The sequence below is a fragment of the Methylocella sp. genome, from assembly GCF_044226135.1.
Lineage (GTDB): Bacteria > Pseudomonadota > Alphaproteobacteria > Rhizobiales > Beijerinckiaceae > Methylocapsa.
Map to the genome: position 1 here is coordinate 1 of NZ_JBGAHM010000007.1, position 26,118 is coordinate 26,118.

General features: G+C 70.3%; 22 protein-coding genes and 1 pseudogene. 16 read left to right on the forward strand and 7 right to left on the reverse strand.

The window, feature by feature from the left end; genetic code table 11:
• Nucleotides 1-187: pseudogene (locus ACILRB_RS05060) on the reverse strand (hypothetical protein); the annotation flags it as partial.
• A gap of 88 nt (nucleotides 188-275) precedes the next feature.
• Here ACILRB_RS05060 and ACILRB_RS05065 point away from each other — a divergent pair.
• The 6 genes from ACILRB_RS05065 to ACILRB_RS05090 all read left to right on the forward strand — a co-directional run bounded on the left by ACILRB_RS05065 (nucleotide 276) and on the right by ACILRB_RS05090 (nucleotide 6,516).
• Complete coding sequence (locus ACILRB_RS05065; protein ID WP_395665214.1) at nucleotides 276-701, forward strand: hypothetical protein; 426 nt, start codon at nucleotides 276-278, stop codon at nucleotides 699-701.
• Nucleotides 702-732: 31 nt separating this feature from the next.
• The gene (locus ACILRB_RS05070; RefSeq protein ID WP_395665215.1) at nucleotides 733-1,899 is read left to right on the forward strand and encodes an NAD(P)/FAD-dependent oxidoreductase; all 1,167 of its coding nucleotides are present in this window, start codon (nucleotides 733-735) and stop codon (nucleotides 1,897-1,899) included.
• 30 nt (nucleotides 1,900-1,929) lie between these two features.
• Nucleotides 1,930-3,819 (forward strand): hypothetical protein, encoded by a 1,890-nt coding sequence (locus ACILRB_RS05075; protein WP_395665216.1) that lies wholly within the window; start codon nucleotides 1,930-1,932, stop codon nucleotides 3,817-3,819.
• A gap of 86 nt (nucleotides 3,820-3,905) precedes the next feature.
• Nucleotides 3,906-5,222, forward strand: coding sequence for a hemolysin family protein (locus tag ACILRB_RS05080; protein ID WP_395665217.1), 1,317 nt, complete (start codon nucleotides 3,906-3,908; stop codon nucleotides 5,220-5,222).
• Between the two features lie 38 nt (nucleotides 5,223-5,260).
• Complete coding sequence (locus ACILRB_RS05085; RefSeq protein ID WP_395665218.1) at nucleotides 5,261-5,998, forward strand: SDR family NAD(P)-dependent oxidoreductase; 738 nt, start codon at nucleotides 5,261-5,263, stop codon at nucleotides 5,996-5,998.
• Nucleotides 5,999-6,123: 125 nt separating this feature from the next.
• Complete coding sequence (locus ACILRB_RS05090) at nucleotides 6,124-6,516, forward strand: hypothetical protein (RefSeq protein WP_395665219.1); 393 nt, start codon at nucleotides 6,124-6,126, stop codon at nucleotides 6,514-6,516.
• Between the two features lie 284 nt (nucleotides 6,517-6,800).
• On the opposite strand, the gene ACILRB_RS05095 is transcribed toward ACILRB_RS05090, so the two are convergent.
• The 3 genes from ACILRB_RS05095 to secA all read right to left on the reverse strand — a co-directional run bounded on the left by ACILRB_RS05095 (nucleotide 6,801) and on the right by secA (nucleotide 12,245).
• Nucleotides 6,801-7,076, reverse strand: coding sequence for a hypothetical protein (locus ACILRB_RS05095; RefSeq protein ID WP_395665220.1), 276 nt, complete (start codon nucleotides 7,074-7,076; stop codon nucleotides 6,801-6,803).
• Between the two features lie 376 nt (nucleotides 7,077-7,452).
• Entirely contained in the window at nucleotides 7,453-8,706 is a 1,254-nt protein-coding gene (locus ACILRB_RS05100) for a glycosyltransferase family 4 protein (protein ID WP_395665221.1), read from the reverse strand.
• Nucleotides 8,707-9,425: 719 nt separating this feature from the next.
• Complete coding sequence (gene secA / locus ACILRB_RS05105; protein WP_395665222.1) at nucleotides 9,426-12,245, reverse strand: preprotein translocase subunit SecA; 2,820 nt, start codon at nucleotides 12,243-12,245, stop codon at nucleotides 9,426-9,428.
• A 708-nt stretch (nucleotides 12,246-12,953) separates the two neighbouring features.
• On the opposite strand from secA, the gene ACILRB_RS05110 reads away from it, so the two are divergent.
• The 3 genes from ACILRB_RS05110 to ACILRB_RS05120 all read left to right on the forward strand — a co-directional run bounded on the left by ACILRB_RS05110 (nucleotide 12,954) and on the right by ACILRB_RS05120 (nucleotide 15,759).
• Nucleotides 12,954-13,946 (forward strand): peptidylprolyl isomerase, encoded by a 993-nt coding sequence (locus tag ACILRB_RS05110; protein ID WP_395665223.1) that lies wholly within the window; start codon nucleotides 12,954-12,956, stop codon nucleotides 13,944-13,946.
• Between the two features lie 176 nt (nucleotides 13,947-14,122).
• Nucleotides 14,123-15,361, forward strand: coding sequence for a bifunctional glutamate N-acetyltransferase/amino-acid acetyltransferase ArgJ (gene argJ, locus ACILRB_RS05115; protein WP_395665224.1), 1,239 nt, complete (start codon nucleotides 14,123-14,125; stop codon nucleotides 15,359-15,361).
• Complete coding sequence (locus ACILRB_RS05120; RefSeq protein WP_395665225.1) at nucleotides 15,358-15,759, forward strand: (deoxy)nucleoside triphosphate pyrophosphohydrolase; 402 nt, start codon at nucleotides 15,358-15,360, stop codon at nucleotides 15,757-15,759. The genes argJ and ACILRB_RS05120 overlap by 4 nt, the downstream gene beginning before the upstream one ends.
• An 18-nt stretch (nucleotides 15,760-15,777) precedes the next feature.
• Here ACILRB_RS05120 and ACILRB_RS05125 read toward each other — a convergent pair whose 3' ends face one another.
• A complete protein-coding gene (locus ACILRB_RS05125) occupies nucleotides 15,778-16,005 on the reverse strand; it encodes a hypothetical protein (protein WP_395665226.1) in 228 nt (75 codons plus the stop codon).
• A gap of 212 nt (nucleotides 16,006-16,217) precedes the next feature.
• Between ACILRB_RS05125 and ftsE the strand changes: the two genes are divergently transcribed.
• The 6 genes from ftsE (at nucleotide 16,218) to ACILRB_RS05155 (ending at nucleotide 20,883) form a co-directional block, all read left to right on the forward strand.
• A complete protein-coding gene (gene ftsE, locus ACILRB_RS05130; protein WP_395665227.1) occupies nucleotides 16,218-16,880 on the forward strand; it encodes a cell division ATP-binding protein FtsE in 663 nt (220 codons plus the stop codon).
• Nucleotides 16,881-17,019: 139 nt separating this feature from the next.
• Nucleotides 17,020-18,156, forward strand: a complete 1,137-nt coding sequence (locus ACILRB_RS05135; protein ID WP_395665228.1) for a cell division protein FtsX — start codon at nucleotides 17,020-17,022, stop codon at nucleotides 18,154-18,156.
• Nucleotides 18,157-18,366: 210 nt separating this feature from the next.
• Nucleotides 18,367-18,873: a group III truncated hemoglobin gene (locus ACILRB_RS05140; protein WP_395665229.1), complete on the forward strand. Its 507-nt coding sequence runs from the start codon at nucleotides 18,367-18,369 to the stop codon at nucleotides 18,871-18,873.
• Between the two features lie 118 nt (nucleotides 18,874-18,991).
• The gene (locus ACILRB_RS05145) at nucleotides 18,992-19,696 is read left to right on the forward strand and encodes a cytochrome c biogenesis protein CcdA (RefSeq protein WP_395665230.1); all 705 of its coding nucleotides are present in this window, start codon (nucleotides 18,992-18,994) and stop codon (nucleotides 19,694-19,696) included.
• Between the two features lie 63 nt (nucleotides 19,697-19,759).
• Nucleotides 19,760-20,461, forward strand: a complete 702-nt coding sequence (locus ACILRB_RS05150) for a rhodanese-like domain-containing protein (protein WP_395665231.1) — start codon at nucleotides 19,760-19,762, stop codon at nucleotides 20,459-20,461.
• A complete protein-coding gene (locus ACILRB_RS05155; protein ID WP_395665232.1) occupies nucleotides 20,458-20,883 on the forward strand; it encodes a thioredoxin domain-containing protein in 426 nt (141 codons plus the stop codon). Before ACILRB_RS05150 ends, ACILRB_RS05155 begins: the two co-directional genes overlap by 4 nt.
• 19 nt (nucleotides 20,884-20,902) lie before the next feature.
• Here the strand turns inward: ACILRB_RS05155 and ACILRB_RS05160 are convergent, their stop codons facing one another.
• Nucleotides 20,903-22,264 (reverse strand): ATP-binding protein, encoded by a 1,362-nt coding sequence (locus ACILRB_RS05160; RefSeq protein ID WP_395665233.1) that lies wholly within the window; start codon nucleotides 22,262-22,264, stop codon nucleotides 20,903-20,905.
• A gap of 253 nt (nucleotides 22,265-22,517) precedes the next feature.
• On the reverse strand, nucleotides 22,518-23,003 hold the full coding sequence (gene bfr / locus ACILRB_RS05165; protein ID WP_395665234.1) for a bacterioferritin: 486 nt from the start codon (nucleotides 23,001-23,003) through the stop codon (nucleotides 22,518-22,520).
• A 400-nt stretch (nucleotides 23,004-23,403) separates the two neighbouring features.
• Between bfr and ACILRB_RS05170 the strand changes: the two genes are divergently transcribed.
• On the forward strand, nucleotides 23,404-26,076 hold the full coding sequence (locus tag ACILRB_RS05170; RefSeq protein WP_395665235.1) for a putative bifunctional diguanylate cyclase/phosphodiesterase: 2,673 nt from the start codon (nucleotides 23,404-23,406) through the stop codon (nucleotides 26,074-26,076).
• Nucleotides 26,077-26,118: the final 42 nt, after the last annotated feature.

Genomic DNA, 26,118 nt, shown 5'->3' on the forward strand with positions numbered 1-26,118 from the left:
GCGAGGAATCGGCGATCCGGTTGTCGCGCAGCAGCATCGCGCGCATCCACAGCACCCGCACCGCATGCAGCCGGTTGTTGATCGCCCCCGCCCCGAGATGCCGCTGCGCCAACCCGTAGCCGAGCCACATGGCGAGAAACAGCGCCAGCGCGATCAGGTCGAGGACGGGGATGGGCGGGGCGTGCATGCGCGATCCGGGGCGGGGGCAGGGGCCAGCGTAACGCGGAACCGCCTGCCGCGTCCCCTCCGCAGAGCGCAACAAAGGAGGGTTCATCATGGATCGCGCACTCAAGCTGCTGACCTGGCCGGCGGCGCTGTTCATCGCCGGCATCCTGCTCTGGTACGAGCAGTTCAAGCTCACCGGCAACCAGGGCTCGGTGGACCTGTTCCAGACCCTCGCCGACTGGCTGTTCATCCCGTCCTACGAGAAGCCGTTCCGCCTCGGCGTCGCGATCGCGGAGATCATCGCCTCGGTGCTCGTGGTCATCCCCGCCACGCGGGTGGCCGGCGCCGCCTTCGCGCTCGCCATCATGTCGGGCGCGATCTTCTTCCATGTGGCCAGCCCGCTCGGCATCGACCCGTACAATGACGGCGGCGTGCTGTTCAAGCAGGCCTGCGCGGTCTGGGCCAGCGCGGCCTACATCCTGTTCGCCTACCGGGCGGAGGCGACGATGCTGGTGCGGCGCTTCGTGCCCGCATAGTCGGCACCGGGGGGATGGGGTATGACGCGATGTGCCCCGCCCCATCCCCCGCATCGCCGTCTTCGGCGCCGGCCCCGCCGGCCTGATGGCGGCGGAGGCCGCCGCCTCCGGCGGCGCCCGGGTCGCCGTCCATGACCGCATGGCCGCCCCGGCGCGCAAGTTCCTCATGGCCGGCCGCGGCGGCCTCAACCTCACCCACGGCGAGGACCTCGAAGCCTTCCTCGACCGCTACGGCGCGGCCCGCCCGTTCCTGGAGCCGGCCATCCGCGCCTTCCCGCCGGCCGCGCTGGTCGCCTGGTGCGAGGGCCTGGGCGAGCCGACCTTCACCGGCTCGTCCGGCCGGGTCTTCCCCCGGTCGATGAAGGCCTCGCCGCTGCTGCGCGCCTGGCTGCGGCGGCTCGACGGCCTCGGCGTGCGCCTGCATCTGCGCAGCCCGTGGCCGGGGCTGGCGGCCACGCCCCCGGCCGACGCCACGGTGCTGGCGCTGGGCGGCGCCTCCTGGCCGCGCCTCGGCAGCGACGGGGCCTGGCCGGCGCTGCTGCCGGGCGTGGCGGTCACCCCCCTGCGCCCGGCCAATTGCGGCTTCGCCGTCGCCTGGTCCGCGGTGTTCCGCAGCCGCTTCGCCGGCGCCCCGCTCAAGCGCATCGCGCTCGCCTTCGCCGGCCGGCGCGTGCTGGGCGAGGCGGTGGTCACCGCCGCCGGCATCGAGGGTGGCGCCGTCTACGCCCTCGCGGCCCCCCTGCGCGAGGCGATCGCGGCGCACGGCCCGGCGACGCTCACGCTCGACCTGCGCCCCGATCTGGCCGCGGAGGCCGTGGCCCGGCGCCTCGCCGCCCCGCGCCGCGGCCAGTCGCTGGGCAATTTCCTGCGCAAGGCGCTCGGCCTGGAAGGTGTCCAGGCCGGCCTGGTGCAGGAAGCGCTGCACGCCGGCGCGCCGGGCGACCTCGCCGCCCTGGTCAAGGCGCTGCCCCTGCGCCTCGAAGCCCCGTTCGGCCTCGACCGCGCCATCTCCACCGCCGGCGGCGTGGCCTGGAGCGAGCTTGGCCCCGATCTGATGCTGCGGCGCCACCCCGGCACCTTCCTCGCCGGCGAGATGCTGGACTGGGAGGCGCCGACCGGCGGCTACCTCCTCCAGGCCTGCCTCGCCACCGGCCGCGCCGCCGGGCTTGCCGCGCTGGACTTCGCGCGATTAGGTTGAGACCGGAACGTCACGGGGATGGAGGTGGCAATGGCACGCGCCGTGCTGCTGGCCTTGCTGGCCCTGGCCTGCGCCGCCATGCCGCGAGCGGCAGGAGCCTGGTCGGCGACAGAGGATTGGGTCCTGACACAGCTGAAGCAGGGCGAAGTTGCCGATCTGGCGCAGTCGCCCGGTTGCGTGAACCTCCCGGTCGAAGGCCAGGCCGCCTGCCGCAACATCACCGGCCGGTTCGTGCGCTCGCTGCTCACCACCCAGAAGCTGAAAGACCTGCCGCGCGGGATGCGTTTGCAGCGTGTGATCGTCTCGCCGGATGTCCCGGATCCCGACTGTCCCGATTCCGTGGTCGCTGTCGCGCTTCCTTTCGCTGACATCGAACTGCCGGTCGAGATCGCGGACAGCGATCTGCGTGGCGGGGTCTGCCTGGCGGGCGCACGCCTCGCCAGCACGCTGAGCCTCAGGAATTCGCGCATCCGCGGCAACGTCAACATGTCGGGCATTGGCACAAAGTCGGCCGTCGTCCTCGACAGTGCGCGGATCGACGGCGGTGTGGAGGCGACGCTGGGGCATTTCGGTGAGAGCCTGACCCTGCGTTCGGCGCGGGTGAGTGGAGGCGTGAGCCTGAATGCCAGCCATGTCGGAGGCTCGCTGCGCTTCGACGACGGGAATTTCGGTGGCGACTGCCACAAGGACTGCACGCTCGACCTGGTCAATGCCCATATCGACAGGACGCTCGTGATGGCCAGGGCGACCTTCCATCAGCGCGTCGCGGCAAGCGGCCTGCGGGTCGATCGGGACCTGCTGGTCCAGCCCGAGGCCTATATACGGAACATCAGCGAATTGTCGCCGCGCGCATGCCCGCCGATGGCGAGCACGGTGTTCAAGGCACCCGTCAACCTTCGCACCGCGCGCGTTGGCGGCCAGCTCAGCCTGTCGGGCGGTGTGTTCCTGGACGACATCGACCTCCGCGGCGCCAATATAACCGCGACCGTGCATGGCGAGGGAGGCTGCGGGGTCGAAACGCAGTTCCACCGCAGGCTGCGGCTCGAGCGAGCCGCTGTCGGCGACAGCCTGCTCCTGGGCGGAAGCGAGCTGCGGCGGGTCGCCATCGACGGTGCGCGGATCGCCAAGGAGCTGCGGCTCGAACGGCAGGGCGCGCCTGCCCGATGGGTCGCACCTGGCGATGGGCCGAGCGAACTGAGCCTGCTCGATGCCAGCGTGCCGGTGATCCGCGATGCGCCCTGCGCCTGGCCGGAGCGGCTGCGCCTTGAAGGATTCACCTACAACCGGCCGCCGGTCTACACGCCGCAAGGCATGCCGGCGGCGGCATGCGGCGAGCAGGCCATCGAGCCGCGCTCCCGCGCATGGTGGACCGGTTGGCTCGCACGAGATCCGGACCGCAGCTTACAGACATATCGCCAGCTGGCGGCGGCGCTCGCGTCCGTTGGTCAGCCGGTGACGTCGGACGATATGCGCTATGACGGGCGCTACCATGAAATGACCACTTCCAGCGGTGCCGACCGCCTCTGGGACTGGACGCTGTTCGCCTTCGTCGGCTTCGGCATCGGCTATCACCGGTTCCGCGGCCTGGTTTGGGCGGTCGCGCTCGCCGCAGTGGCCGGGCTCTGGCTGCACGGGACTATTGTCGGACGCCGGCTTGCCATCGACGCAAATCCGCCGCCCCGCCGGCTGGTCCTGCGTTACATGTTGCGTGACCCGGGAGAGGCCTGCCGCTGCTTTGCCGCGACGCTGCAGCACATCCTGCCCGTCATCAACATCGACACGGCATTGAGAGACTGGCTTGCGAGCCCGCCGGTCAGGCCGACCGGGCTGCTCCGCGTGGTGTTCGGGCTGCTCGCCATCTTCGGCTTCCTGGTCGGTGGCCTCCTGATCAGCGCCTGGGCCGGCTTCATCGGCACCTGATCCCGCGCTGCGCCATCCTCCGGGTCGTGATATGAGGATGTTTCGTTCAACAGACCGGGGTGGCTCCCGCCGCCCGTGAGGAGACCATGCCCAGCGCCGATGGCAGTCGCGTATTCGACCTCCTGGGAATACTGACTGTCCTGCTTCTCGTCGCCGCCAACGGATTCTTCGTCGCGGCCGAGTTCTCCCTCGTGGCCGTCCGGCGCAGCCGGGTGACCGAGCTCGTCGCCCAGGGCCGGCGCAATGCCCTGCCGCTGCAGCGCGCGGTGGAAAAGCTGGATGCCTATCTCGCCGCCACCCAGCTCGGCATCACCATCTCGTCGCTGGCCCTCGGCTGGGTGGGCGAGCCGGCGCTGGCGCATCTGATCCAGCCGCTGCTGTCCTTCCTGCCCAGCCAGGCCGCGGCGGCCGGATCGCATGCCATCGCGGTGGCGATCGCCTTCGTCCTGATCACCGCGCTGCACATCGTGCTCGGCGAGCTCGCCCCGAAAAGCCTCGCCCTCCAGCGCAGCGAGGCCACCGCGCTTGCCGTCGTCCGCCCGCTCGGCGTGTTCCTGTTCCTGCTGCGGCCGTTCATCGTCGGCCTCAACGGCGTCGGCAACTGGGTGCTGCGCCGCTGCGGGCTGGAACCCGGCACCGGCGAGGAATCGCTGCACTCGCCGCAGGAGCTGAAGCTGCTGGTCGCCGCCAGCCAGGAGGCCGGCCTGCTCGACCTCTCGCAGCAGGAGGTGGTGGAGCGCGTCTTCAACATCGGCGAGCGCCGCATCGGCGACATCATGACGCCGCGCACCGAGGTCGAATGGATCGACGCCGACGACAGCCTCGACGAAATGCTGAAGACGATCCGCGACTGCGCCCATGAGCAATTGCTCGTCGGGCGCGGCGGCATCGACGAGCCGCTCGGCATGGTGCTGAAGAAGGACCTGCTGCACCAGATCCTTGACGGGCGCGCGCCCGACCCCATCGCCGCGGTGCGCGAGCCGCTCGTGGTGCATGAGACCATGTCGATCTTCAAGGTGCTGGAGCAGTTCAAGGCCGCGCCGGTGCGGCTCGCCATCATTCTCGACGAATATGGCGTGCTCGAAGGCATCGTCACCCAGTCCGACCTGCTGCAGGCGATGGCCGGCGACCTGCCCGACGCCGAGGGCGACGACCCCGACATCGTCGAGCGCGACGACGGCTCGCTGCTCATCGACGGCATGACCCCGGCCGAGGAGACGTTCCAGCGGCTCGGCGTCAGGCCGCCGAAGGACCGCCATTTCCACACGGCGGCGGGCTTCGTGCTGACCGAGCTCGGCCATCTGCCGGAAGCCGGCGAATCCTTCATCTACGAGAACTGGCGCATCGAGGTCGTCGACCTCGACGGGCGGCGCATCGACAAGCTGCTCGCCGCGCCGATCTGACCGCCGCGGGCGCGGCCCGGCGCGAGGGAGACGAAGCGATGACGCAGGACCAGGCGAAGACGGCGGTGATCTTCGGCGTCGGCCCCTCCTCGGGGCTCGGGGCGGCGCTCGCGCGGCGCTTCGCGCGGGAGGGGCTCAAGGTGACGCTCGCCGCGCGCAGCGGCGAAAGGCTCGCGGCGGTCGCCGCGGAGATCGCGGCGCGCGGCGGGACGGCGCGCGCCCGCGTCGCCGACGCGACGCGCGAACAGGACGTCGAGGCGCTGTTTTCCGAGGCGGCGGCGGACGGCGCGCTCGATCTCGTCGTCTTCAACGCGGGCGCGAATTATGCGCGCCCCGCGCTCGAGCTTGAGCCCGAGGCGTTCGAGGCGCTGTGGCGCGTCAACGCCTATGGCGGCTTTCTGGTGGGGCGGGAGGCGGCGCGCCGGCTGTCGGCGCAGGGGCGCGGCACGCTGATCTTCACCGGCGCCACCGCCTCGCTGCGCGCGCGCCCGCCGTTCCTCGGCTTCGCCGCGGCCAAATCCGCCCTGCGCGCCGTGGCGCAGGGGCTTGCGCGCGAATTCGGGCCGAAGGGCGTGCATGTCGCCCATGTGATCGTCGACGGCGTGATCAACGGCGATTTCGCCCGCGAGCGCTTTCCGCAGTTCGTCGCCGCCAAGGGCGAGGACGGGCTGCTGAAGCCCGACGACGTCGCCGACGCCTATGTCGCCCTCTGGCGCCAGAAACGCAGCGCCTGGAGCCATGAGATCGACCTTCGGCCCTTCGCCGAACCTTTTTGAGCGCGCCCCCGCGACGCGCGCGCGCCGGGCGCGTTCAACGGGAGCGCCGCCCACGGCGCGCCCGGCGCGCCTCTTCGACGGCCGGCGCCGGCTCCACACAGGACGCGTTCTCGACAGGAAAGACCATGAGCCTGAGCAAAGTGTTCCTCTACGCCGAGATCCAGGTCTCGATCCCGTTTTCGAGCCTCGACTGGCGGCCGATCGACGCCGACCTGAAGACAATCCCCGGCCTCAGGAGCAAGACCTGGCTCGCGGGGATCGGCGCGAACACCGTCGGCGGCTTTTATGAATTCGATTCGGCGGCCAACGCGCTCGCCTATGCGCGCGGCGCGCTCGCCGGCGCAGCGCACGCCCTTGGCGGCGCGCTCAGCGTGAAACTGTTCGACGGCGACGTGACGGCCGAGGCGAGCCGGGCGATCCATTCGCCCTATTACGCCGAGACCGCCTTTTCGGCGCCGCCGCCGCAGGGCGCGGCGGCGATCGAGGCGCAGGAACGCTCGTCCGCCGTCGACGCCTGAAGCCAGGGCCGACCGAAGGCTCGAGCGCGTCGCGGGAGCGCCGGGGCTTTGGCGCGTTCCCGAAGGCCCATCGGCGGCGCGATTCTGCGCGCGGGCGCGCTCGGGGTCTCCATGCGCTCTGGATTTCGACCGCGCGAGCGCGTCGCCCGGCGCAAAACCCGCGATGAGCGCGGCCGACGGCAGAACGTTGAAAAGCCTGCTCAGGATCGTCTTCGGTCAGTCGCCCAGCCGGCGCGGCCCGCCGAAAAGGCCGCCCTCTGTCAGGAAAGGCGGCTTCTCGCGGCCTATTTCTCGCCCCGGCCCATGCCGACGGGCGGCGCGCCCGAAGGCGTCTCGCCGCTCGACGGCGCCGCGCCGGGGGTTCCGTCGCGCGTGACCGAACGGCCGGTCGCCGGATCGACCAGCCCGCCGACCGGCGGCGGCGTCATGCCGGTCGCGGCCGGCGCGGACGGCTCGGCGCCCGCTGCGGGCCCGGGCATGTTGGGGGGCGAGCCCTGCGCGAAGCTTGCGGCGGGCGCGAACGCAAGAGCGAAAACGGCGAAGGCGGCGGCGGTTTTCATGAGCGTCTCCCTTTCATCTTCATTGCGCCTTGCCGGCGCTCGCGCCAAACAGCGCCGGCGCGAAAAGGTTCGCGCAAGCCCCGGGCGTTACAACGCGATGGCGGAAAGAGTCGCCGCGTCGCTTCAGGCGCAGGCCGGCGGGGAAAGGGCCGCGAACGGGCGCGGCTTGGGGAGGGCTGCGGCCGGCGGAGAAGACAGGGTCAAGGACGACGTGACCGGCGTCATGACCGGCGACGACGTCATGGCCGGCGACGACGGCCGGCGACAATGAAAAGCGCCCGCATGAGCGGGCGCTTGCGGCAGCGTCAGGCGGCGCCGGAGCCAGTTCGGCCGCAGCCTTTCGTTTTGGCGAAAGGGGCGCCTGGCGAAAGGGGCGTCAGAAAATCCGCGCGGCCGGGGGATGCAGAGGCAGCGAGGCAAGCGGCGGCGGCTTGGGCAGCGAGCGGCTGGCCGGCGCGAACATGCGCTGGGTGAGCTGGCGAAGCTGGTCGAAGGCCATGGCGCGCAGCTTGAGGAAATGCGCCTCGACGCCCTCGGCGCCGCGGCGGACGAGATCCGGGGCGCGGACCATGCGCTCGACCTCGTCGACGATGTCCTCGACGAGATGCTCGTCGGGGTCGAACACGGCGCCATGATCTCCGACGAGTTCGGAGATGAAGCCGCAATTGGTGGTGACGATGCGCAGCCCATAGCTCATCGCTTCGAGCAGCACCAGCGGCTGAGCCTCGTAGCGATAGCGCGTCGGGAACAGAAACACGTCGATGGAGTCGAAGAACTCGGCCTTGGCCTGCGGGCCGACCGGGCCGATCGCCTCGATCATGTCGCCGAGGCTGTCCTGGCCTTCCTTCAGCAGGGCGGCGGCGTCTTCGCCGACGGTCGGGCCGGCGAGCACGAAAGTGACGTCAAGATCGCGCGCGCGGCACTGGCGGGCGACGTCGAGCACCACGTCGAGCCCTTTTTCGCGGCACAGATTGCTGAGGAAGCCGATGCGCAGCCGCCCCTGTCGCGGCGCGGCGCGGCGGTCCGCGGCGGACAGCGCCGGGGCCGGAATGTGGCAGGCGTTGTGGCTGACCATGACCGGCCGCAGCTCCGGGTAGAGCAGGCGCAGGTTCTCAGCCATGTCGTCGGAGAGCGCGACGTTGAGGCAGCGCGGGCCGGCGAGCCGCTGCAGCAGCGCGAAACGCCCCTGCCGCACGAAGCTGTGCTCCGAGGTGTGATGATGCAGCACGACGTCATAGCCCAGCAGGCGGGCGAGGCCGATGAGCAGGAAATTGTAGACGACGCCGTAGCCCGACTCGAACACCGTGTAGAGGCGCCGCCCGGGCGCGACGCCGCCGCGCAGCAGGCCGGCGCCCGCGTGCAGCACGCGCCGCAGGCGCGTCAGATGATACTTCAGCCCGAACTTGTTGCCGCCGGGGCCGATGTCTTCGACGACGATCTTTTCGGCCGGCGCATAGGCCTGCGCCGCGCGCACGACCGACGCGTTGACGAGCGCCTGTCCGTGAACCGGCGGGGGCAGGCAGACGGAGAAGAAGACCGAGCCCGTCACGGGCTCGGCCGGAATGAAGTCCGCGGGAGCCGGAGTCGCCTCGCGCTTCAAAGTCTTCAGCGGCCAGGGCAGTTGATTCATAGAAGCCGGCTCCGAAACGATTGATCGCACAGCGACATGTTCGCGTAATAATCTGAACGAGCAATCAGCGGCACATCGTCTATTTTAAGCAAACGCGACCTGAGCCGAATAGCAAGGAAGCAAAGTCACGTCCATTCACATTTTCTTCAATCTACGGAGATCATTCTCATATCTCTGGCGTTTTATTGGCCCCGTCAAGTAAATCTGATAAAAATTGACTTTCGTTATTTGAATTCCAAGTTTTTTCTTGTGCTCGACAGGGCGCTGAAATGATCTTGCATCGCAAAATAAAGTCCTGATGAATTTACGTATTTATCACCTCGATAATCGCCACGCTTTGGCTGCGCATTCCGTGCAATACTGGAATTTGCGCGTCTATTTAAATCACGCTTGCTTGTTTTTGACTATACATCGCCTTTTTTAGGACACAATTTTTGCGTGTGGCAAAAATATAGGCATTTCATTGAAATCAAAGGCATATCGCCCCGCGCCCCGCCGCCTCCGGCGCGCGTGTAAAAAAAATTTCCAGAACGTTTGCGCGGCGCGGAGGGCGTTTGCGCCAAGCGCGCCCGGGCCCCGGGGTCGGGCCGGTTCTGCATTGCCGCGGCCCCGCGCCGAAGCCGGCGCGGAGAGCCGCCGCGGGAGCCGCGAGCCGGCCCGTCAGGCCGCGCGGCGCGCCGGGGAAAGCTTCGGCCCGCAGCGCCCGGAAACAGCCCGCCTCAGCTCAGCGCGCCGTGGCAATGCTTGTATTTCTTGCCGGAGCCGCAGGGGCAGGGCTGGTTGCGCCCGACCTTGGGAACGTCGCCGTCTTCTTCGCCGGGGCGCGGCAGCACGGCCGTCGCGCCAGCGACGGCGAGCGGCGCGGGCGCGGCCGCGGCGCTCGCCGTCTCCTGCGGCGGGAGCGTCGTCGCGGAGGCGCCCGCGAAGGTCGCGAAGGTCTCGTCGAACGGCGCGCCGCCCTGCGGCTCAAGCTCCTGCCCCGCCGGCTCGAACGCCACCTCGACGCGCGAAAGCTGCTGCGTCACGATCTGGCGCAACTGGGCGATGAGCTCGTCGAACAGCTCGAAGGCCTCCGACTTGTATTCGTTGAGCGGGTCGCGCTGCGCCATGCCGCGCCAGCCGACGACCTGGCGCAGATGGTCGAGCGTCACGAGATGTTCGCGCCACAGATGGTCGAGCGCCTGCAGCACGACCTGCTTCTCGATGTAGCGCGTGAGCTCCGGCCCGTTGCGCTCGACGCGGGCGGCGTAGGCCTCGTCGGCCGCCTTCTGCAGCCGTTCGCGCAGCGCCTCCTCGTCGATGCCCTCCTCCCTCGCCCAGTCGGCGACGGGCAGGTCGAGGTTGAAGCTCGCCCGCGCGCCCTCCGTGAGGCCGGCCGCGTCCCAGGCCTCGGGATAGGCGTCGCGCGGGACATGACGGACGACGAGGTCGTCGACCACGCCCTCGCGCATCTCGTGAATCATCTCTTCGAGCGAATCCGTCGCCATCATCTCGCGGCGCTGCTCGAACACGACCTTGCGCTGGTCGTTCATGACGTTGTCGTATTTCAGGATGTTCTTGCGCGTGTCGAAATTGCGCGCCTCGACCTTCTGCTGCGCCTTTTCGAGCGCCTTGTTGATCCACGGGTGGACGATCGCCTCGTCCTCCTTGAGGCCGAGCTTGACCAGCATCGACTCCATGCGGTCGGAGCCGAAGATGCGCATCAGGTCGTCCTTCAGCGACAGGAAGAATTTTGACCGCCCCGGATCGCCCTGGCGGCCCGAGCGGCCGCGCAGCTGGTTGTCGATGCGCCGGCTCTCGTGGCGTTCGGTGCCGATGATATAGAGCCCGCCGGCCTCGATCGCCTGCGCCTTGAAGCCTTCGACCTCGGCCCGGATCTGCGCCTCGCGGGCGTCGCGCCCGGGGCCTTCGGGCAGCCCGTCGCACTCCTGCGTCACGCGCATGTCGACATTGCCGCCGAGCTTGATGTCGGTGCCGCGGCCGGCCATGTTGGTGGCGATGGTGATCGCGCCCGGCACGCCGGCCTCGGCCACGATATAGGCTTCCTGTTCGTGGAAGCGGGCGTTCAGCACGGCGAACAGCTTCGACGGCTTTCCGGCGCGCGCCGCCTCATAGAGCGGCAGCAGCGCGTCATGCGCGGAAAAGTCGATCTGCCGGTAGCCCTGCGCCTTCATCGCCTCGGCGAGCTGCTCCGACTTTTCGATGGAGGTGGTGCCGACGAGCAGCGGCTGCATCTTGGCGTTCGCCGCCTCGATCTCGCGCACGATGGCGCGCAGCTTCTCCTCGGCCGAGCGATAGACCTCGTCGTCCTCGTCGAGTCGGCGCACCGGCAGGTTGGTCGGGATGTCGACCACGTCGAGCTTGTAGATCTCGGCGAATTCGTCGGCCTCGGTCGAGGCCGTGCCGGTCATGCCGGCGAGCTTGCCGTAAAGCCTGAAATAGTTCTGGAAGGTGATCGAGGCCAGCGTCACGTTCTCGGGCTGGACCTGAACGTGCTCCTTGGCCTCGAGCGCCTGATGCAGGCCTTCGGAATAGCGCCGGCCCGGCATCATGCGGCCGGTGAACTCGTCGATGATGACCACTTCGCCGTTGCGGACGATGTAATCCTTGTCGCGCTGGAACAGCCTGTGCGCGCGCAGCGCCTGGTTGACGTGATGCACGATGGTGACGTTGGCCGCCTCGTAGAGCGAGCCCTCGATCTCGACCCCGGCTTCGCGCAGAAGCTCCTCGATATGTTCGTTGCCGCGCTCGGTCAGGCTCGTCGCGCGCTGCTTCTCGTCGACCTCGTAATCCTCCGGGTCGAGCTTCGGCATCACCTTGTCGATGAGATTGTAAAGCTCGGACTTGTCGTCGGACGGCCCCGAGATGATCAGCGGCGTGCGCGCCTCGTCGATCAGGATCGAGTCGACCTCGTCGACGATGGCGAAGGCGTGGCCGCGCTGGACCATCTGCGACAGCTCATATTTCATGTTGTCGCGCAGATAGTCGAAGCCGAACTCGTTGTTCGTGCCATAGGTGACGTCGGCGGCGTAGGAGCGCCGGCGCTCCTCGTCGTCGACGCCATGCACGATGATGCCGGTCGAGAGGCCGAGGAAGCCGTAGACGCGGCCCATCCATTCGGCGTCGCGGCGCGCCAGATAGTCGTTGACGGTGACGACATGCACGCCCTTGCCGGCGAGCGCGTTGAGATAGGTCGCGAGCGTCGCGACGAGCGTCTTGCCCTCGCCGGTGCGCATCTCGGCGATGGCGCCCTCGTGCAGCACCATGCCGCCGATCAGCTGCACGTCGAAATGGCGCTGGCCGAGCACGCGCCGCGCCGCCTCGCGCACCACGGCGAAGGCCGGCACGAGCAGGTCGTCGAGCGTCCGGCCGGCCGCGAGCTCGGCCCGGAACTGGGCCGTCCGGCCCGCAAGCTCGGCGTCGGAGAGTTTCAGCATCTCCGGCTCGAGCGCGTTGATCGCCGCGACTTTCGGCTTGTAGCTCTTCAGCCGGCGGTCGTTCGCCGAGCCGAAAATCTTCTTCGCGAAAGAAGCAAGCATGGTCAGTCAACTCCTGCAGTCACGCGCCGGACGAGATCATGACGCGCGAACGGCCCGCCCGTCCGCTTCGCGCGAAGCGGGCTCCCGCCGTTCATATAGGGAGAGAGCTTGGCTGTGCGAAGGCCCGAAGCGAACGGCGACCCCGCGCGCGGACGAAGGCGCGCCGCCGCGCCCCGGCCAAGCGCCGTCCGGCCCGCAGCGCCGCCGGCCCGCGAAAAGACCATGCCCAGAAGGTCATGCGTCCCTGACGCCGGCGGCCCGGCTTCGCCAGCAAACCCGCAAGCCGCGCCGGCAAATCTGATGGTCCGCCGGACACATAGGGGCGGGCCGGCGGCTTGTCAAACAGGCCGGCCGGACGCTTGTCAAACCCGCCCGCAGGGCGCTTGCCGAACCCGCCCGCCGGGGGCTTGCCGAACAGGCCTGCCGGGGGCTTGCCGAACAGGCCTGGCGCGGAGCGGTCGATCAGACCCGCCGGGGCCGGACCGCGGCGCGCGGGCCTTGTCAAAGCCGCGCGGCCATGCATCTTTCGCAGCCGCGCCGGAGAGGCGCCGGTTTCGCCCCCGGCACCGCCCGCTCGGGACCGCCCTCTTCGCCCCGCTTTTTCACAAAGCCGACTCCGACGCCACCCCAACGCAACGCCAAGAACAACGACCTCGCAGCATCCCGGCGGCCCGGGCCCCTCACATGCGCGACGTCCGGGAGCACGCCATGACGCCTGACCTTTCGCGCCTTCGTTCCTCTTTCTCGCTGTCGTCTTTCGCGCGCGCCGCGAGCCTCGTCGCGCTGCTCGCCGCCGCGCCCGGCCTCGCCCGCGCCGAGAGCGCCGCGCCGAAGCCCGAGGCGGCCAAATCGGACGCCGCCAAATCGGACGCCGCCAAATCCGAGACGGCCAAGCCCGTTTCCGACGCCACGGTCCTCGCCACGGTCAATGGCGAGGCGATCACCGAAAAGGACCTGCGCATCGCCGCCGACGACCTCGGCCCGAGCCTGCCGCAGCAGCTCCAGGGCAAGGCGCGCGACGCCTATCTGCTCGACTTTTTGATCGACGGCGCCCTCGTCGCGCAGAAGGCCAAGGCCGAAGGGCTCGACAAGACGCAGGATTTCGCCGACCGCCTCGCCTATCAGCACGAGAAACTGCTGATGGAGACCATGCTCGGCCAGGTCACCCGCGCCGCCGTGACCGAGGCGGCGATCAAGAAAACCTATGACGAGGCGATCAAGGCGCAAAAGCCCGAAGAGGAGGTCCACGCCCGCCATATCCTGGTCCCGACCGAGGAGGAGGCGAAGGCCGTGCTGAAGCGCCTCAAGGGCGGCGAGGATTTCGCCAAGGTCGCCAAGGAGGTCTCGAAGGACCCCGGCGCCGAGGGCGGCGACCTCGGCTGGTTCTCGAAGGACAAGATGGTGCCCGAATTCGCCGACGCCGCCTTCAAGCTGCAAAAACCCGGCGATCTTTCGGAGCCGGTCAAGTCGTCCTTCGGCTGGCATGTGATCAAGCTCGAGGGCAAGCGCGAGAAGCCGCTGCCGACGCTCGACGAGGTGCGCGACCAGGTGAGCCGCTACGTCGCCCAGAAGGCGCAGAGCGATCTCGTCGTCGGCCTGCGCAAGGACGCCAAGATCGAACGCGCCCCGGGCGCGCCGACGGTCCCCGCCCCGGCGGCGGAGCCGAACGACGACAAGGCGCCCGAGGCCGAAAAGAAATAAGACGCGCCTGACAGGGACGGGGCGCGCCGCCCTTGACGGCGCCGCCGCTTGGCCGCAAACGGGAGCGTGAGCTTCGGCGCGCCGGCGCGCGGCCCGTTCGCGGCGGGCGCGGCGAAGCTTCGTGACCCCTGTGGCCCGGCGGGCCTCCTCCCGAGGACGCCATTCCCGAGGACTCCATGGCCGCCCTTTCGCCGCTCGCGCCGCAAACCTACCCCGACCTGCCGCCGGTGCCGGGCGCGCGCTTTTGCGCCGGCGCCGCGGGGATCCGCTACAAGGGCCGCACCGACGTGATGATCGCGCTCCTCGACAGGGGGACGCAGGTCGCGGGCGTCTTCACCAAATCGAAATGCCCCTCGGCCCCGGTCGACTGGTGCCGCGAAAAGCTCGCCGGCGGCAAGGCGCGCGCGCTCGTCGTCAATTCGGGCAACGCCAACGCCTTCACCGGCAAGGCCGGGGCCGACGCCGTCAAGCTCACCGCCGCCGTCGCCGCCAGGGCGTTCGGCGTCCCGCGCGGCGAAATCTTCCTCGCCTCGACCGGCGTCATCGGCGAGCCGCTCGACGCGACGAAATTCGAGCCCGCGCTGCCGAAGCTCGCGGAGAAGGCGAAGCCCGGCGACATGTTCGAGGCGGCCAAGGCGATCATGACCACCGACACCTATCCGAAGGTCTCGACCCGCACGGTCGAGCTCGGCGGCGTCGAGGTGGTCATCGCCGGCATGGCCAAGGGCGCCGGCATGATCGCCCCGGACATGGCGACGATGCTCTCCTTCATCTTCACCGACGCGCCGATCACGGCGCCGGCGCTGCAGGCGATGCTGTCGAAGGGCGTCGAGGCCTCCTTCAACGCGATCACGGTCGACAGCGACACCTCGACCTCCGACACGCTGATGCTGTTCGCCACCGGCGCCGCCGAAAAGCGCGGCGCCCCCCGCATCGAGGACGCGCGCGACCGCCGCCTCGCGCCGTTCAGGGCGGCGCTCGACGAGATCCTGCTCGACCTCGCGCATCAGGTGGTGAAGGACGGCGAGGGCGCGCGCCATTTCGTCGAGATCACGGTTTCGGGCGCGGCGTCAAAAGCCGCGGCGAAGCGCATCGCGCTGTCGATCGCCAATTCGCCGCTGGTCAAGACGGCGGTCGCGGGCGAGGACGCGAACTGGGGCCGCGTCGTCGCCGCCGTCGGCAAGGCCGGCGAAAAGGCCGAGCGCGACCGCCTCGAAATCTGGTTCGGCGACGTCCGCGTCGCCGCCAAAGGCCGGCGCGACCCGGCCTATGACGAGGCCGAGGTCTCGAAGCTCATGAAAGAAAAAGAGATCAGGATCCGCGTCGACGTCGGCGTCGGCGCCGGATCGGCCACGGTGTGGACCTGCGACCTCACCAGGGAATATGTCGAGATCAACGGCGACTATCGCTCGTGAGGCTTCTGCTCGTCGTCGCCTGCGCGCTGATTGACGCCGACGGGCGGGTGCTGATCGCGCGGCGCCCCGAAGGCAAGGAGCTCGCCGGGCTGTGGGAATTCCCCGGCGGCAAGCTCGACGCCGGCGAGCGGCCCGAAGACGCGCTGGTCCGCGAGCTCGCCGAGGAGCTTGGCGTTGCGGTGAAGCCCGCCTGCCTCGCGCCGCTGACCTTCGCCAGCCACGCCTATGAGAGCTTTCATCTGTTGATGCCGCTCTACGTCTGCCGGCGCTGGGAGGGCTTCGCCGCGCCGCGCGAGGGCCAGGCGCTGAAATGGGTTTTCCCGAAAAACCTGCGCGACTATCCGATGCCGCCGGCCGACGCGCCGCTGATTCCGCCGCTGATCGAGCTTCTGGGGTAAGCCGCCAAGCTGCGGGCGCTATTTCTGCTTGCCCTGCGCCTCGTCCTTGTCCTCATCCTCGCCGATATGGGCGCAATATTTGGCGATGCAGCGCTCATAGGCCGGGTCCGACGTTCCCCTGGCGTGATAGAGGCAGCTCGAGACGCAGCGCTGCTGCGCCTCCGAACCGTCCTCCGCGCGCGCCGGAGCGGTGGCCAGAACAAGGCTGAAGCCGAGAAGACCGAAACCGGCGGCCAGAGCGCGCATGAAAACCTCCTTCGCCCGGGAATTTGGGCGCGCGCGCAAAATTTCTCCGGCCGGCGCCGCGGTCAAGGCCCGACCGGGGCGCCGGGGCCATTTTCAGTCAAAATAAGCGTCGACCCGCGGCGTCAAGGCCCTGCCGGAAAAACCTGCAAGCCTGCGCGGCGATGCTCTACTGTGCCGCGGCGCGGCGGTCCCGCGCGTGAGGAGGCTCCGCCTTGGTGCGTTTCGAGAACGTCGGCCTGCGCTACGGCATGGGCCCGGAGGTGCTGAAGGACATCAGCTTCGCGATCGAGCCGCAGTCCTTCCAGTTCCTCACCGGGCCGTCCGGCGCCGGCAAGACCACGCTTTTGCGCCTCATCCTCATGTCGCTCAGGCCGACGCGCGGCATGATCCGCCTGTTTGGCCGCGACGCGCTGACGATCGACAAGGCGGGCGTCACGGACCTGCGCCGGCGCATCGGCGTCGTGTTCCAGGATTTCCGCCTGCTCGACCATCTGACCACTTATGAGAACGTCGCCTTGCCGCTGCGCGTGCGCGGCATGGACGAATCGGCCTATCGCGCCGAAGTGACCGAGCTTTTGCGCTGGGTCGGGCTCGGCGAGCGCATGAACATTCCCCCCGCCGTGCTGTCGGGCGGCGAGAAGCAGCGCGCCGTGATCGCCCGCGCGCTGATCGTGCGGCCCGAGCTTCTGCTCGCCGACGAGCCGACCGGCAACGTCGACCCGAGCCTCGCCCGCCGCCTGCTACGGCTGTTCACCGAGCTGCACAAATCCGGCACCTCGGTGGTCATCGCCACCCACGACCTCGGCCTCATGGACCAGTTCGACGGCGCGCGCCGCCTCGTGCTCGGCGACGGGCGCCTGCACATCTTCGACTGAGCCCGCCGCGCGCGCCCCGAGGGCCGACGCCGCAAAAGCTTGGCGCGCGGCGGCGGGCGCGCTACGACTTGGGGGCGGCGCATGAGGCCTCCGCGCAGGACAGGCGCCACGGACCCGCGCGGATTTGGACTGACGCGATTTGGACCCACGCGACCTCCCCCTCGCCGAGCCGAACCGCCAGACGCCGCGGCGCGAGGAGCTTTTCGGCGCGCCGGCGGCGGATCACGACTTCGATCCCGCGGGCTTCGATCCGGTCGATCTCGAAGACCAGAGCTTCGCCGCCGAAGCGCGGCCGCGCTCGCCCGTGAAGCGCGGCTTCGGCCGGCTGCGCGACTTTGCGCGCCGCGTCGGCGAGCGGCGCCGGCGGGCGCGCCAGACGCGGCGCGAAAAGGCGCTGGTGCCGGCGGCCTCGATCGCCGGACGGGCGCTCGTGACCGTCATCGCCATCATGACCTTCCTCGCGGCGCTGACCGCCGGGGCGGCGATGCTGATCGCCGACGCCTCGTCGTCCTGGCGCAGCGAAGTCGCGCGCGAGATGACGATCCAGATCCGCCCGACGCAGGGGCGCGACATCGAGGCCGACCTGCGCAAGACCGCCGAGCTGGCCCGCAGGACGCCGGGGATCGCCTCGGCGCGGCCGTTCTCGCGCGACGAATCCGAAGAGCTGCTCGAACCCTGGCTCGGCTCCAATCTCGACCTGTCCGAGCTTCCGGTGCCGCGCCTCGTCGCGCTGACCCTCAGGCCCGGCGCCCATCTCGACGCGACCGCGCTGGCGCGCGCCGTCGCCGACGCGGTTCCGGGCGCGACGCTCGACGACCATCACCGCTGGATGCGCCGGCTGGCGCTGATGGCGAACAGCGTCGTCGTGGCGGCGGCGCTGATCTTCGCGCTGGTGCTCGCGGCGATGATCCTCGCCGTCGCCTTCGCGACGCGCGGCGCGATGGCCGGCAACCGCGAGATCATCGAGGTGCTGCATTTCGTGGGCGCGGCCGACGAATATGTCGCGCGCCAGTTCCAGCGCCATTTCTTCCGGCTCGGCCTGCGCGGCGGGCTGATCGGCGGCGTGTCGGCGATTGTGGCGTTCTATCTGACCTCGACGCTCGTCGAATTCCTGCGCGCGACGCCGGGCGGCGACCAGATGGAGGCGCTGTTTGGCGGATTTTCGCTCGGCTCCGAAGTCTATGTGGCGATTCTGGCGATCGCCTTCGGCGCCGCGCTCGCCACCGGAATCGTGTCGCGCTTCATCGTGCTGCGGCATTTGCGCGACTTGAGCTGAGGCGCGCCGTCGGCTTGAGTGGGCGCAAGGCGGCGCGGCGCAGGCCGCCGTATCGTCAAATTCATGTCTCGCCATCCGGGCGCAGACCCTGGCGCGCGTTCGGCGTTCATCGAGCCGCGAATGCGCTTTAACATGTTGTTTTTGCGAATTTTCTTAACGTAAAAGTCTGCACCTTTTACTGAAGACGCTCTAACTGCGAGGAGTTTTTTCATGGATGGACGTCAGCCGGACGCAAGCCCGTCCAGCGAACAGGCGGCGCGGCCGCTCTCGAAAAGCGTCGGCGACGACGGCTGCGCCTTCGACGGGCCGGCGATCTCCGACGCCGAGCGCGCGAAGGTCGAGGCCGCGATCACGGCGCTGGTCGAGGATTTTTACGGCAAGGCGCGGCAGGACGACCTGCTCGGCCCGGTCTTCGCCGCCGCCGTCGCGGACTGGGACGGGCATCTGAAGACCGTCGCCGACTTCTGGTCGCACGCGCTTTTGAAGACGCAGCGCTACACCGGCTTTCCCTTTCCGGTCCACACCCAGCTGCCGACGCTGAAGCCCGAGCATTTCCCGCGCTGGCTCGCCCTGTTCGAGGAAAGCGCGGCGGAAATCCTGCCGGGCGACTACGCCGGGCAGGCGATCGCCCGCGCAAGGCACATGGCGCGCTCCTTCGTCGCCGGCGTGTTCCCCTTCACGGACAAGCACGGCAGGCCCGCCCGCAAGCCGGGATAGGCCGAAGCGCGCGCCTGGCCCGCGTCCGAAAAAACGCGCTCTGGCCGGCGCCCTGCGGCCGGCCTATGCTGCCGCCCGTCAAGGCCGCGCGGCCCGGCGCGGCGACGGACGCGGACCCATGACGCTGCTTCTCGCCTTCGCCGCCGGCCTTCTGACCATTCTGAGCCCCTGCGTGCTGCCGCTCGCGCCGGTCGTCGTCGCGGGGGCGGCGGCGCAGGATCCGCGCGGCCCGCTCGCCCTCGCGCTCGGCCTCGCGCTGACGTTCGGGACCGCCGGCGCGCTGTTCGCCGGCGCGGGCCTTTCGCTCGGCGGCGATCTTGCGCGGCCGGCCGCCGCCGCGCTGGCGCTCATCGCCGGGCTCGTCATGCTGGTTTCGCCGCTGCGCCGGCGCGCCGAGGCGTTTTTCGGCCGCTTCGCGCGCTGGGGCGAAACGCTCGACGCCCGCCGGCCCGCCGGGCTCCTCGGCTTCGCCGCGGCCGGCGCCGCGCTCGCCTTTTTATGGGCGCCCTGCGTCGGTCCGACTCTTGGCGCGGCCTTCGCGCTCGCGGCCTCGGGCGGCTCGCTGGCGGCGGCGGGCGCCGTCATGACGGCCTTCGCGCTCGGCGCGGCGCTGGCGCTGCTGGCCGCGGGCTACGGGCTGCGCCGGCTCGCCGCCGCGCGCCGCCTGCGGCTCCAGGCGCTCGCGGGCGCGGGGCGGACCGCCTTCGCCCTGCTGCTCGTCGGTCTCGGCGCGTCGGTGCTGACCGGCTTCGACCGCGAGATCGAGGCCGCGGCGCTCAGGGCCTCGCCGCGCTGGCTGATCGCGCTGACGACCGCCGTCTGAATCCCGCGCGACGCGCTTGCCTTGCGCGCCGCTCTGGAGGAGGCTTTGGGAAAAGCGACGAACATGCGCCCCGCCATGATTTTGCGCTCCGCCTTCCGCCTCTCGACGCCGCCCCTGCTGGCCGCGACATTGACGCTCGGCGCGACATTGACGCCCGGCGCGACCTGGACGCTCGGCGCCGCAATCTGGACGCTCGGCGGCGCGAGCCGGGCGCAGGCCGAAACGCCGGCCGCGCCGCAGGCGCCCGTCTCGCCGATCGACGTTCCCGAGCCCGAAGGGTTTTGGCGCGGGCCGCTGCGCGGCTATACGCCGAAGACGTTGAAGGGCGCGCGCGTGATCGACGCCGCGGGGCTCGCCCGGCTGGCGGAGAGCGGCGCGCCCGTGCTGATCGACGTCGGCCCGGCCGACCGGCGCCCGCCCGCGCTCGGCCCGGACGCCGTCTGGATGCCGGCGCATCGCACGATTCCCGGCGCGGTCTGGATGCCCGGCGCCGGCGAGGGGACGCCGGACCCGGCCTTCGCCGACGCCTTCGCGCGGCGCGCCGCGGCGTTGACCGGCGGCGATCTTTCGCGGCCCGTCGTCGCTTTCTGCCATCCCGAATGCTGGGGCGGCTGGAACGCCGCAAGGAGGCTGGTCATGCTTGGCTACAAGAACGTCTACTGGCTGCCGGACGGCGTCGAGGGCTGGCAGGAGGATCATGCGCTCGCGGCCGCGCCCGCCGACGCGGAATGGGCCAAGGCCGCGCCCGGGGCGCAGCCGCAATGACGCCCCGCCCGCCGTTTCGCCCCCGCCGGCGCGCGGCGCTCGGCCTGTTCGCCGCCCTCGGCCTGTTCGCCGCGCTCGGGCGGGGCCCCGCGCGGGCGGCGCCGCCAGAACCCTTCGACGACGCGGCCTTCGCCGAGGCGCAGGCCGAGGGCGCGCCGGTCCTGGTCGAGATCACGGCCCCCTGGTGCCCCGCCTGCGCGGCGCAGCGGCCGATCATCGACCGGCTCGCCGCGGCCGACGGGCGCTTTGCGGACCTGCGCGTGTTCACGATCGAGTTCGACACGCAGAAGGAGCTGACGCGCCGATTCAGGGCGGCGATGCAGAGCACGCTGATCGTGTTCAGGGGAAAGGTCGAGGTCGCCCGCTCGATCGGCGAGACGCAGGCCGAATGGATCGAGGCGCTGATCGACCGGGCCTATTGAGGGCCGGCCCGGCCCCGCCTCACACCGGCACGCGCACCGTGGCGCGCAGGCCGCCGAGCGGCGAATCGGAGAGCTGGATGTCGCCGCCATGCGAGCGGGCGATGTCGAGCGCGATGGCGAGGCCGAGACCCGTGCCGCCGACGTCCTGGTTGCGCGCCTCGTCGATGCGGTAGAAGGGGCGGAACACCTCCTCGCGCAGTTCGGGCGGCACGCCCGGCCCGTCGTCGTCGACGTGAATATAAAGGAAGCGCTTGTCGCGCACCGCCTCGACCGCGACCGTCTTCGCATAGTTCTGGGCGTTGCCGATCAGATTCGACAGCAGCCGCTTGAAGGCGTCGGGCCGCAGCGTCGCCACGGGGTCGCCGCTATAGGCGATGGCGACGTCATGCCCCTCGCGCTCGGCGTCGAAGCGCAGCTCCTCCAGAAACTCGATCATGTCGACGCGCACCGCCCGCTCGCCGGCGGCCCCGCGGGCGAAGGCCAGATAGGCTTCGAGCATGCGCTGCATCTCGGCGACGTCCTTCTGCAGGTCGGCCGTCTCCTCGCTTTCGGGCATCAGCGCGAGCGAGAGCTTGAAGCGGGTCAGCACCGTGCGCAGGTCGTGGCTGACGCCTGACAGCATGGTGGTGCGCTGCTCGATGGCGCGCTCGATGCGGCGCTTCATCTCGATGAAGGCGAAGCCGGCGCGGCGCACCTCGCGCGCGCCGCGCGGCCGGAAGTCGGGGTCGCGGCCCTTGCCGAACTCCTCGGCCGCGCCGGCGAGCGCCAGAATCGGCTTGATCTGGTTGCGCAGCACGAAGCTCGCCGCCACGATCAGCACGAAGGAGGTGCCGACCATCCACAGCAGGAAGATATAGGAGTTCGAGGCGTAGGCGGCGCTGCGGTAGGCGAGCACGCGCAGGATCGCGTCGTCGAGCTGGATGCGGATCTCGATCAGGTTCGAGCGTCCCACCGTGTCGAGCCAGAACGGGCGCGAGATCTGCTTGCGGATCTCGTTCGAGAGCGCCGCGTCGACGATGTTGAAGAACGGCTTCGGCAGCGCCGGCGGCAGGGGTCCCGGCGGCAGGAACTCGGCCTCGATCCTGAGCCGGTCCTGGGCGATCTGGGAGAGCTTGGCGTCCGCCCCCGGAAAGGCCTTGTGCAGCTCGATCAGCGCCGCGACGTCCTGGGTCAGCGCGGTCGACAGCCTGGTGGTGACGAGCTGCCAGTGGCGCTCCATGAACACATAGGTCAGGACGCATTGCAGCACGATCATCGGCAGGATGACGATGAGCGCGGCGCGGGCGTAAAGCCCCTGCGGCAGAAGCTGGCCGACCTTGCGGGAAAGCCCGCGCCAGACGGCGCGCGGGCGATCGAAGGGGGCGCCAAGGATCAGGCTCACCGCGCGTCGCCTCCTTCGGGCGCCGCCGGGGCGGCCCGCTCGCAGGGGCGAGGCGCCCGCATGGCTCCCGTTTCGCGCGGCTCCTGTTTCATGGCTCCTGTATAAGGCGCTCCCGCGCCGCCGCAAAACTTCGCGCGCTCAAGGCTTGCGCGCCAGCGGAGCCGCGGCGCGGAAGGCGGCGCGCCCGCGCAAAAAAAGCGCGGCCGGAGCGAGCCGGGCCGCGCTTTCAGGACGGAAGGGCGAAAACTTCGGCCTAGAGGTCTTCGGACAGCTTGCCGATGTGCTTCTGGCTGTAGAGCTGCACGCCGACCTGGCGGATCAGCTCCTGCTGCGTCTCGAGGAAGTCGATGTGGTGCTCCTCGTCCTTCAGAAGGTCGTCATAGAGCTCCTTGGTGACGCGGTCATGCACCGTGATGCAATATTCGGCCGCCTCGGTGTAGAGCTCGCGCGCGCCCAGTTCTGCGGCGAGGTCGCAGGAGAGAATCTCCTCGACCGACTGGCCGATGCGCAGCGGGTCGAGCACCTGCATGTTGGGGAAGCCCTCAAGGAACAGGATGCGCGCCGTGATCTTGTCGGCGTGGCGCATCTCCTCGATCGACTCCTCGCGCCACTGCTTGGCGAGATCCTTGAAGCCCCAGTTGTCGAGGATGCGGAAATGCAGCCAGTACTGGTTGATCGCCGTCAGCTCGCTGCGCAGGCTGCGGTTGAGGTAGTCGATGACTTTTTCGTCGCCCTTCATCGGCGCTCTCCTGATGTTCGCCCGCATCTCCCCGGCCGCATCCAGAGCCGGAGACGGTTTCGGATTCGGGGGGCGAGTTTTGATTAGATCCTTTCTAAATAAGCCTGCGGGCCATCTGCGCGCAAGCGCTATTTTCGGGGCGTCGGGCGCGGGCGCGGGGGCCCCGGAAACGGGACGGCGCAAGGCGACGCGCCGAAAATTCGAACGGTCGCCGACAGGCGCAGGCAAGCTTCTTCTGTCAGCTTCGGCGCGGTCGGGTCTGGAGCGCCCGTTTCGCCGCGCTCCACGCCCTTGGTTTGAGGCGCGTTCCAGCGCGTTCCGGCTCCCGTCGCCCCAGGGCGCGGCGCGGGCTCGAACCTGGCCGTGGAGCGCCATCCGGAGCGAACTTATGACGGGGCGCATGATCAAGCGAAAGGGGATTCGGGCCCGCGCGCCCGCGGCGCAGCCGCGGCCGGAGCCGGACTTCCCGCGTCCCGCCGAAGAGCCGCGCGGGGCCGAGGCGGCGCCGGCTCCGGCGCCGCGCCTCGTCGCCGGCGGCCGCGGCCCGGGCGTCAATACGTCGCACGATCTCGCCCCCTCCGCCAACGCGGGCGGCGTCGCCGCCGCCGCGGCTCCGGCGGGGGTCGCCCGGCGCGGGAGCGCGAAGCCCGAGTTCGAGCTCGCCCGTCTCGCCTGGCGCGCGGCGGTCGCGCCGCCGGCGCGCCTGCCCGGGCGCGACGCCATCGCCCTGTTCCGTTCGGGCCGCTTCGCCGAGGCGTCGGCCCTGGCGCGGCCGGGCGCCGCGAGCCTCGACATTCTGTCGGCCGGGCCGCTCGCCGCGGCGGCGCTCGGCGGGGCGAGCCGGCTTCCCCTTTCGGACGCGAACAGCTTCGTGCGCACCATCGACGAGACCTGCCGGCGGGCGCTGGCCGCGGAGCGGCCGGCGGAGGCGACGGCGCCGTTCGTCGCGGGCGGCGCCGTCGGCGGCTACGACCTTCTCGCCCTGCCGCTCGCCAATCCGGCCGGGCCGCCGCTGTGCCTCCTCTACATGGCCGAGCGCGGCGAGAAATACGCCCTCGCCGAAGCCCTGCTCGGCGCGACCGAGGCCGGGCTCGCGGCGCTCGCCGCGATCGAGGGGGCGGACGGGCGTCCGGTCGATTTCGAGATCGCCGCCGCCAATCACGCCGCCGCCCGCCTGCTGCGCCGCGGCCCGACCGAGCTGCAGGGGCGCCGCCTGTCGGAGTTCCACGCCCTGCCCGGCTGGCGCGAGGCGGCCGCGCGCCTGTTGAAGCTCGCCGAGGCGGGCGGCGCCGAAAAATTCGAGGCCGCGGGCGCGAACGGGCGGCTCTCGGTCTGCGCTTACGCCTCGGGCGGGCTCGTCGTCGTCACGCTCGCGCCGGCGGCCGACCCCGAGGAGCTGTCGTCCTTCCGCCTCCTGTTCGAGGAAAGCCCGACGCCGACCGCGCTGTGCGAGCCCGGCGCGCTCGCCTTCGTCACGCTCAACGCGGCCGCCGCCGCGCTGTGGGGCTATGCGAGCGCCGACGAGCTCGCCGGCAAGAGCCTCTACGACCTCGTCGCGCCCGAAGATTTCGCCCGGCTCGAATGTTTCGCCGCGCGCCCCCCGGCCGAGGCGCCGCACGACGTCTTTCGCCACCGGCGCGCCGACGGCGGCGCGATCGACGTCGCGACGCATCGCCGCGCGATCCTCTTCCGGGGCAGGATCGCGCATCTCGTCTCCCTGACCGACGTGACCGAGCGCCGGCGCGCCGACGCGCGGCTCGCCCATATGCAGCTGCATGACGCGCTGACCGACCTGCCGAACCGGGCGCTGTTTCGCGAAAAGCTCGGCGAGGCGCTGTCCCGGCTCGACGCCGCGGGCGGGCGGATCGCCCTGTTCTATCTCGACCTCGACCATTTCAAGAACGTCAACGAGGCCTATGGCCACCCGGTCGGAGACGCGCTGCTGCGCGCCGTCGCCGAACGGCTGCGCGCGCGGCTGCGCCCCTCCGACGCCCTTGCGCGCTTCGGCGGCGACGAATTCGCCCTGATGCGCCACGTGGCCGGCCCCGAGGAGGCGGCGGCGCTCGCAGCGCTGGTGTCGGACACGGTCGGCCGCCCTTTCGCGATCGACGGCCAGGCCATCGAAATCGCCACCTCGATCGGCGTCGCCATGGCCCCCGAGGACGGGCGCGAGCCCGATCTCATGTTGAAGAACGCCGATCTCGCCCTCTACCGCGCCAAGGAGGACGGACGGCGCGCGACGCGCTTCTTCGAGCCCGGCATGGACGCGCGGGCGCGGGCGCGCCGCCAGATCGAGATCGACCTGCGCCGCGGCCTCGCCGCCGGCGAGTTCGAGCTCTATTACCAGCCGCTGGTGGCGCTCAAGAGCGGCGCCGTCACCGGCTTCGAGGCGCTGATGCGCTGGCGCCATCCCGAGCGCGGCATGGTGCCGCCGACGGAGTTCATCGGCATCGCCGAAGAGATCGGCCTCATCGTCCCGCTCGGCGAATGGGCGCTGCGGCAGGCCTGCGCCGAGGCCGCGAGCTGGCCCGGCGCGCTCAAGGTCGCGGTCAATCTCTCGCCGGTGCAGTTTCGCAGCGGCAATCTCGTCCACGCCGTGCTGACGGCGCTCGCGGCCTCGGGGCTGCCCGCCTCCCGGCTTGAGCTCGAAATCACCGAATCGATCCTGCTCGCCGAGAGCGAGGCCAATCTCGCCACGCTGCACAGCCTGCGCGCGCTCGGCGTCAGCGTCTCGATGGACGATTTCGGCACGGGCTATTCGAGCCTCTCCTATCTGCGCGCCTTCCCCTTCGACAAGATCAAGATCGACCGCTCCTTCGTGAAGGATCTCGGGCTCAGCGACGGCTCGACGGCGATCGTGCGCGCGGTCGCGGGGCTTGGCGTCAGTCTCGGCGTCTCGACCACGGCGGAAGGCGTCGAGACCGGCGAGCAGCTCGCCTTTCTGCGCGCGGAAGGCTGCACCGAAATGCAGGGCTATTATTTCAGCCCGCCCATTCCGGCGAGCAAGATCCGCCCGCTGCTCGAAGCCAACGCCAAGGCGGACCAGCGCTTCGCGCCGCCGCTCAAGCATTGAGGCGCACACGGACCCGCGCGTCAGGACATCGCGCCAACACCA